The 6949-nt window shown below is 70.4% G+C and carries 5 protein-coding genes and 2 pseudogenes; 3 read left to right on the top strand and 4 right to left on the bottom strand.

Annotated elements, in window-relative coordinates; all coding sequences use genetic code 11:
- Together FCI23_RS43760 and FCI23_RS57345 are read right to left on the bottom strand one after the other, a co-directional pair.
- Positions 1-360: pseudogene (locus tag FCI23_RS43760) on the bottom strand (hypothetical protein); the annotation flags it as partial.
- Between the two features lie 372 nt (positions 361-732).
- Positions 733-870, bottom strand: coding sequence for a hypothetical protein (locus tag FCI23_RS57345; protein ID WP_169317232.1), 138 nt, complete (start codon positions 868-870; stop codon positions 733-735).
- A gap of 83 nt (positions 871-953) precedes the next feature.
- Between FCI23_RS57345 and FCI23_RS43755 the strand changes: the two genes are divergently transcribed.
- Positions 954-1967 (top strand): sigma-70 family RNA polymerase sigma factor, encoded by a 1014-nt coding sequence (locus FCI23_RS43755; RefSeq protein WP_136729620.1) that lies wholly within the window; start codon positions 954-956, stop codon positions 1965-1967.
- A 233-nt stretch (positions 1968-2200) separates the two neighbouring features.
- Here the strand turns inward: FCI23_RS43755 and FCI23_RS43750 are convergent, their stop codons facing one another.
- Together FCI23_RS43750 and FCI23_RS43745 are read right to left on the bottom strand one after the other, a co-directional pair.
- Positions 2201-2677, bottom strand: coding sequence for a hypothetical protein (locus FCI23_RS43750; RefSeq protein ID WP_136729619.1), 477 nt, complete (start codon positions 2675-2677; stop codon positions 2201-2203).
- Entirely contained in the window at positions 2678-4507 is a 1830-nt protein-coding gene (locus FCI23_RS43745; RefSeq protein ID WP_136729618.1) for a sialidase family protein, read from the bottom strand.
- A gap of 929 nt (positions 4508-5436) precedes the next feature.
- Between FCI23_RS43745 and FCI23_RS61145 the strand changes: the two are divergent.
- Together FCI23_RS61145 and FCI23_RS43730 are read left to right on the top strand one after the other, a co-directional pair.
- A pseudogene (locus FCI23_RS61145) lies at positions 5437-5604 on the top strand (VOC family protein); the annotation flags it as partial.
- Positions 5605-5671: 67 nt separating this feature from the next.
- Positions 5672-6649 (top strand): RNA polymerase sigma factor, encoded by a 978-nt coding sequence (locus tag FCI23_RS43730; RefSeq protein WP_136729617.1) that lies wholly within the window; start codon positions 5672-5674, stop codon positions 6647-6649.
- Positions 6650-6949: the final 300 nt, after the last annotated feature.

The raw sequence follows: 6949 nt of genomic DNA, 5'->3' as shown, positions 1-6949 counted from the left end.
GCCCGGGCCCGACATATGGGTGAGGCTGAAGCCGGTGGTGGAGGTGTCGTCGTAGTTGTAGCCCCCGCCGTCCGGTCGTGAGGGCGTATCAGGGCTGAAGGACAGCATGCCGAAGGGCGCCGTCGCCCCCGGATAGGTGTCCACCTGGCCGACCGTGGCCCCGCCCGAACCAGTGCCGATCAGTGGATCGACCAGCGACGCCGGATCGCCCACCAGTGCGTCCCCGGCGGACGACTCCGACGTCAGGGACGTCAAGGACTGAGCCGAGGCTGGCCCACCGCTCGCCGCGAGCACCCCGGCAGTCGCCGCCGCGACCGCTGCGGCCCACAGGCGTCGCTTCTGTCTGTTTCGAAGACTCATCGAGCGACCCTCCTTTGACAACGTTATCAAGGAGGGTTGTATCCCCGTCGAGCGTCACCTCACAAGGCCCTTGCACATCCCTCTTCGCACGCCACCGATCGAACCTGCCTGGCAAGGAGCTGATGGAACGTCGTTCCTCCAGGTCACACGTGCCGCGACCGCACGTCAACAAGTGACCAGGCCATCATGCGAATTCGGGATGGTCCCGAGCGGCGGCCTGGATCCTCTCCGCCGACGGCGGAGGCGGCCTGAGGTGTCAGCCGCCTCCGATCACCTCCGCCCAGGCGCTCACCGGCCGACCCCGCGCGGACAGAACCTCGAAGCGCTGAAACCAACCGACCATAGGCCCGGCTCGGCAACGCCGGGCCGGGCCTAGCTAGCTAGGAGCGCGCGGTCCGCCGGGGTGAGGCGTGGCCTGTCGATCTGCCGCTGCAACACTGCCAGCTGATGCCGGAGCGTCAATATTTCGATGTCCTTGTCCAGATCGCTCTTCGGCAGCACTTCGGGCATCGTTCCCCCTCCTCAGCATGCTTACCCGGCGGTAATCTCCTTTCGAGGGCATATGACCGGCGGCACGGAGGACAGTGATCGACATGCGTTCCGCGCGTCCGAACCCGGTTGACGATCAGGTCGACGAACGCTGGCAGCGTCTGTGGAGCCACCGCGAAGAGCTGCTGAAGGTGGCGCGCAGGCGTTCGGCCAGCATTGAGGACGCCGAGGACGCCGTGCACGAGGCGATGCTGCGCGCCGCCGAGCACCCGGACGTCCACGACGAGCGGCTGGGCGCATGGCTGACCACGGTCACCATGAGGCTGTGCGTGGACCGGCACCGCCAGGTGCGCAGGGACGACGCCGTGCGCAGCCGTACCGCAATCGCTCCCTCCGCTCCGGTCCCCGTCGACGAGGTCGTCTGTGACCGCGCCGAGGCGGAGTGGCTCGCCGACTGCAGCAAGGAGCTGCCCGCGCGTCAGGCCGAGGCCTTGCGGCTGAAGTCCGACGGTTGGGAGGTCAGCCAGATCGCCCGGGAGATGGGGCTCAGCTACGAGGCGGTCGAGTCGCTGCTGGCCAGGGCCAGACGCGCGCTGCGCAAGTCGCTCGCCGGGACAATGGCCGTCGCGCTGTGGCTGTGGGAACGCGGTAGGGGCGTCACCGGCGGGAGAGTCCAGGTGGCGGCCGCGGCCTCCGCCGCCACGGTCGCCGTCCTCGTCGTGGCCGGTTCGCACCCTCATTACCAGCAGGCACCGGCCCCCGTGCCGCTCGCCTCTGCCACGTACCGTACCGCCGTACCGGCACCGCCCGACCGGAGCACGGACCAAGGCGGGGACCAGAGCGCGGGCCACGTCGGGAGCCACCCCGCTCCCGCGTCCGGGAGCGTCACGCCGGCGAGGCCGATGGGCGCGGCGAGCGACCGGCGGGCTGCGCCCGCCTCTTCGACCCCGCCGGGGGTGACGGTTCCAAAGCTCCCTTCCGGGCACCTGGCCTCGGTCCCACCGATCCCCTCGCTTCCATCGGGCCCGTCGGTCACCGCCGTCCCGCCGCTGCCCAGTGCTTCCGTGCCCGGCACCGTTTCCTCGGCCGCAGCTCACGTGGGGCTGCCCGGTCGCTGAGCCCGCCCGGCGGTCACCGCCGCCGCAGGCGGCGAGCAGGCGGCGTCCGTGGTCTGCGCCTCGCCGCGACAAGGTGGTTGTCCTGCTCTTCACGAACCAGGTCACCCAGAGCACGCGACTCGGCGACCCCGCCTCGACCGCTGCGGCGGAGTGACAGTGACGTATGTCAGGCGCCGGCGGCCGGCCCACCCGAGGTCGGGAGGGCCGGCGCCCGCGTTTGATGTGACGTTACGTCAGGACTTCGGAGACGTCAGGTAGGTCAGATACACCCCGTCGGGACACCCGGGCACCGCACGCAGCGTCCAGCGTCCAGCGACGGTCGCGGTGGAGAAGTTCGACTCGGCGTCGTACGTCTCCACCTCGCCCTCCGCGGGCGTGTACCCCGCCTTGGGCAGCCGCTGCTGCATGAAGGACAGGGCGGCCCGGAAACCGCCGTGCACCACCGTGTTGACGACCAGGCGATTGCCCGAGCGGTGCTCCACGGAGGTGACGGTGACGCGTTCGGGGACCGGCAGGGTCGCCGGGAACTCCTTGGGCAGCGGCAGCGACGTACCAGTGGGGCAGCCGCTGGGCGCCGTTTCCGCCGCGTTCGCCACCTGCGACGGTACGGCAGAGGGCTTGGCTGCCGGGGTGCCGTGGGCGCAACCGGTGACGAACATGCCGGTGAGCACGGCACCGGTGAGCATCACGGCCGGGGCAACGGGCTTCACCTACTGGCCCCCCTTGGGCTTGGGCTTCGTGTGCGTGCCGTTGACCAGGGCGTCGTACGCGCCGTACAGCGTATTGCCGGTGGCCTGGCGGCTGATGGTGGCCAGGGCGTCGAAGTTCTGCGGGCCTCCGGTGGCGCAGGCGCCGGTGCAGCCGTCGGCGTAGGCCACCAGCACCCTGCCCTGGGTGTCGGTGGTGATGTCGTTGAAGTCCAGCAGGTTGCGGTCCTGGCCGCAGGTGGTGCCGGCGGTGCAGATCGAGCCCTTTTGCACCGGGTCGTTGGGGGTCGCGTCAGCGGTGACCCAGGACTGGCCGCCGTCGTAGGTCGTGGCCACGTACAGATGCCAGACGCCCGTGAAGGACGGGTCCTGGTAGTTGCCGCCGGTGGTGGTGCCGAGGAAGGCGAAGGAGGCGCGATTGTCGTCTCCAGCGGTCACCACGGGGAAGACGACGTTCTTGATGCCGAGAGACTGGCCGACGTTCTGGTCGTACAGCCATGTGGCGCCCTTGTCGTGGCTGACGGCGATGTGCGCGGTGCCGTCGCCGTTCTGGTACCCCATGTAGGCGGTGCCGGCCGCGCCGATCCCCACGCTGGGGTCGCTGTCGCCGGCCGTGCTGGCCGGGTTCTTGCGGACGGTCCAGGTCAGGCCGTTGTCCTGGGAGACCGCCACGGCCTGGTTGCCGCCACAGCCCTTGTTGGGGACGTACACCGTGCCGTCGGGGGCGACCTTGACATGGCCGTGCAGGCCGCCGCAATCCAGCAGGGAGTACATCGGGACGGCCGGCCCGTAGGTCAGGCCCCCGTCGTGACTGGACGCGCACGAGGCGTCGGCGATGTCCTGCGAGCAGTAGTACACGGCGTCCGGGTAGGACGTCAGCGCGCCCACGACGCCCGGGGCGAACGGGCCGCCGCCGATGCTCTGGTGGTCGACCCCCGAGTTGATGCCGGAACCGGACGTCGGCGTCCACGCCTCGCCGTCGTTGTCGGTGTAGCAGGTCAGCGCGGTCTTGCCGGCGAGCTGCGACTCGAAGGTGCGGTTGGTCTTCGGGTCGGTGAACAGGATGGGGTCGAGGCTGGTGACGCTGCCCTGCGGGCAGCCGTTGGCGGCCTGGGCGCTCTTGTCCGCCCAGGTGGCGGCGCCGGCGCTGTCGTACGTGACCTTCAGCGTGGAGGTGTACGCCTGGAACATCGCGGCGCCGGTCGCGCGGTCTACGCCGATGGAGGGCTCGCCGGCGTTGTGCGCGTCCTTGATGCTGTCGGGCGCGGAGGAGGCGCTGTACGTCGGTGGCGTCGCCGTGCCGGGCGGCGGACCGACCGGATTGCCGACCAGGCTCGCGGTGCCGGTGAAGCTGTCGCCGAGCGGCGCGTACGGCACCACGCGCACGGTGTACGACGCCGTCACCGCCGGGAGCACCACGGTCTCGGGGTCGTTGGACGACGCGGAGGCTGCGATCTCCTGGCCGTTCGCGCCGAGGACGTAAAGGTCGAAGTCAGCGGCGGCGTCAGGCCATTTCACAGTGATACGCACGCTGTGCCCGGCGTCGTAGCCCGACGGTACGGTCACCTGCAGGGCGTAGTCGTCGCAGAACTGGGAGTCGGCGCAACTCGGTGTGCCGGTGGTGCCGGTTACGTTGGGCACTACGAACGGACCGGCGCTCCAGGTCGCGGTGGGCGAGGTGTCGCTGACCGAACCGGAAGCGGGAGTGGCGGCTCCGGCGATGCTGCCCGGCAGAGTGGACGCGCTGCCGGCGGCCAGCGCTATGAGGCCAATGAGGACGCGCCGCCATGACCGCGGATGGCAGCGAAAGCGGGAGGAGACGGACAGAGCCACGGATACCTCGCGGGTTCGTGAGTCGAATCAGGGGCGATGGGGCGAGGTGCTACGGCATACGGAAACCCTTAGACGGACAGCTCGTTCATCTGCTCTACGGGGACGGCCGGTGTGTCCGTCGCGGCAAAGACAAATATTTTTTGACTCGGAGGCAGGCCGTCGTGGACCACGTGCATCTCCGGACAGTCGGGGAAGGTGCGGCGTATCGCGGGCTTAGTCGTGGCAGTCTGCGCCACACTGCGGGAAGCCCTGGTCGTCCGCCACGGGGGAGGCGGACGACCAGGGCCGTCATGTGCCGCACCAGGATGCGGCCCCACCCCGATCGGCGTTACCCCCCACGGGAACGCCAGACCGGGACAGCAACTCGCCCACGGTTCGGGTCCAGGGCGAGGACGGTCACCGCCTGAGCAGCGCGTCCATCTACAACAGCGACGCCGGGCCCAGAGGTGTCACACCCGGCAGCGGCAATTTTTGGCTTTCCGGGCATGGATGTGGGTCATCCGGTGCGGGTTGGGGGTCGTTCCCCCGGTAGGACGAGGGTGATGGGGCCTGCCCGATCTTGGTGGTTAATTGGCGCAGCGTCACGGCGGCGGTGACAGGGGCGCCGATTCCTGTCTGGTTTGTCGGCAATGAGGGTGCGCTCGCGGCTGGCGGCCTTCGGCGTTTGACCACGTTGAGTAATTAACCACCAGGATCGCGCAAGCGCATCGTCTGCGACCGTTGCCTGTACGACGCGGTCGGCGAGCAGACCGATGGTGGTCACTGGGACCAGCAGCAGCTCGGCGACGACGACGCACAACAGCATGTAGCGACGGCGGTCGAACACATTCGGTCTGCACCACACCTCGCCGTGTTCCGCAGTCCGGGCACTCCACGACGTGCATCGAATGGCTCTGATGCTCGCGATGCTGGGTGCGCGGCCTGGTGTGGAGAGCCGGCAGCGGGTGGACGAGCTGGTCGACACGGCCCTGGCGACCGGTGGATCGCCGGCGAACGACCCCATGGAGCAGGGGCCCATGTACGGGCGCAGCTTCCAGGACCCGGACGGCCACCACTGGGAGGTCGTGTTCATGGACCCGGCGGCCATCGGAAACTGACCCCTCCCGGTCAGCCTTACTGGGGAGTAGTGTCGGCGCCGCTCGGTGTGAAAGCGCGAGGGGGCTGATGACGATGGAAACCTATCGCGGCTCGGACGAGCGGTGGCAGCGCATGTGGCGCCACCGTGAACAGCTGCTGAAAGTTGCGCGACGCCGGTCCATGAGCCGGGAGGACGCGGAGGACGCCGTCCATGAGGCGATGCTGCGCGCCGTGGAGAACCCGCACATCGACGACGAGCGGCTGGGTGCGTGGCTGACGACCGTGACCGTACGGCTGTGCGCGGACCGGTACCGGCAGGTCAACCGCGAGACGGAGGTGGGCAGTCTCGCGACCCACGCGATACCGGCGCCGGCGACTCTGGAGGAGTCGGTGTGTGATCGCGCGGAGGCGGTCTGGCTGGCCAGGCAGAGCGGGGAACTGCCCGCCCGGCAGGCGGAGGCGCTGCGGCTGAAGTCGCAGGACCTCGACGTCGAGCAGGTCGCGTCCCACATGGGGCTCAGCTACCGGGCGGCCGAGTCGTTGCTGGCCAGGGCCCGGAGGGCGCTGCGGCAGTCGCTCGCCGCGACGTTCGGCTTCGCGCTGTGGGTGTGCGGGCGCGTGGCGCGGCCACGGCCCGAAGGCGGCGGCGGTGGCTTGCAGGCGGCGGTGTCCACGGCGGCGACGCTCACGGTGCTGGGGCTGGCGGTTCCGTACGCGGGTGATGCGGCGGGGCCGCAGCGTACGGCGACGACGGCGAAGCACAGCCCGCGGCCGACCGGCTCCGGCGGTCAGCCGGACCACGCCGGGCGGCCGGACAGGCCGCGTCGGGGCGGCGGCGCGGTGCCGGCGTCCCCGTCCGCCGGGACTTCGCCAGGGCCGCGGCTCGGCGTTCCGGTGCGGGTGCGGGTGCGGGTGCCGGTGCCGGTGCCGGATGTCTCCATGCCGCCGGTATCTCAGCTGCCCCGGACGCCCGCGGTGCCCACGGTTCCCGCGGTTGGCGGCGTCACGGTGACGGTCACGCCGCCCGCGCTGCCGGACGTTCCGGGCGGCTCCGTACGCCCCTGACCGGGCTGCCGCCGGCACCCGGTCTTCGTCGGTTCCCCCGGGTGCGCCCCGGTGGGCGCGACCCCCTCCAAAAAAACGTTTCCCTTCGCCGCGACGGACGCGGCGCTCCCCGCCGTAGAGCAGGAGACAGGCCGGGAGCGCGGCTCCCCCGCTTCACGTCCGTGCCTGCGGGTGCCGATTAATCATCCGCCCAGCTCAGGCGGCGTGTTGGTACTCGTGGAGGGTTCCGCCCGTCCCCTGTTCACGTGAAGACAGCCGGGGTGAACGGAGCGACCGCAGACGGCCTCTGATCAACCATCA

The organism is Actinacidiphila oryziradicis (assembly GCF_005047355.1).
GTDB classification, from domain to species: Bacteria; Actinomycetota; Actinomycetes; order Streptomycetales; family Streptomycetaceae; genus Actinacidiphila; species Actinacidiphila oryziradicis.
This window is presented reverse-complemented; position numbering and strand designations above follow the sequence as displayed.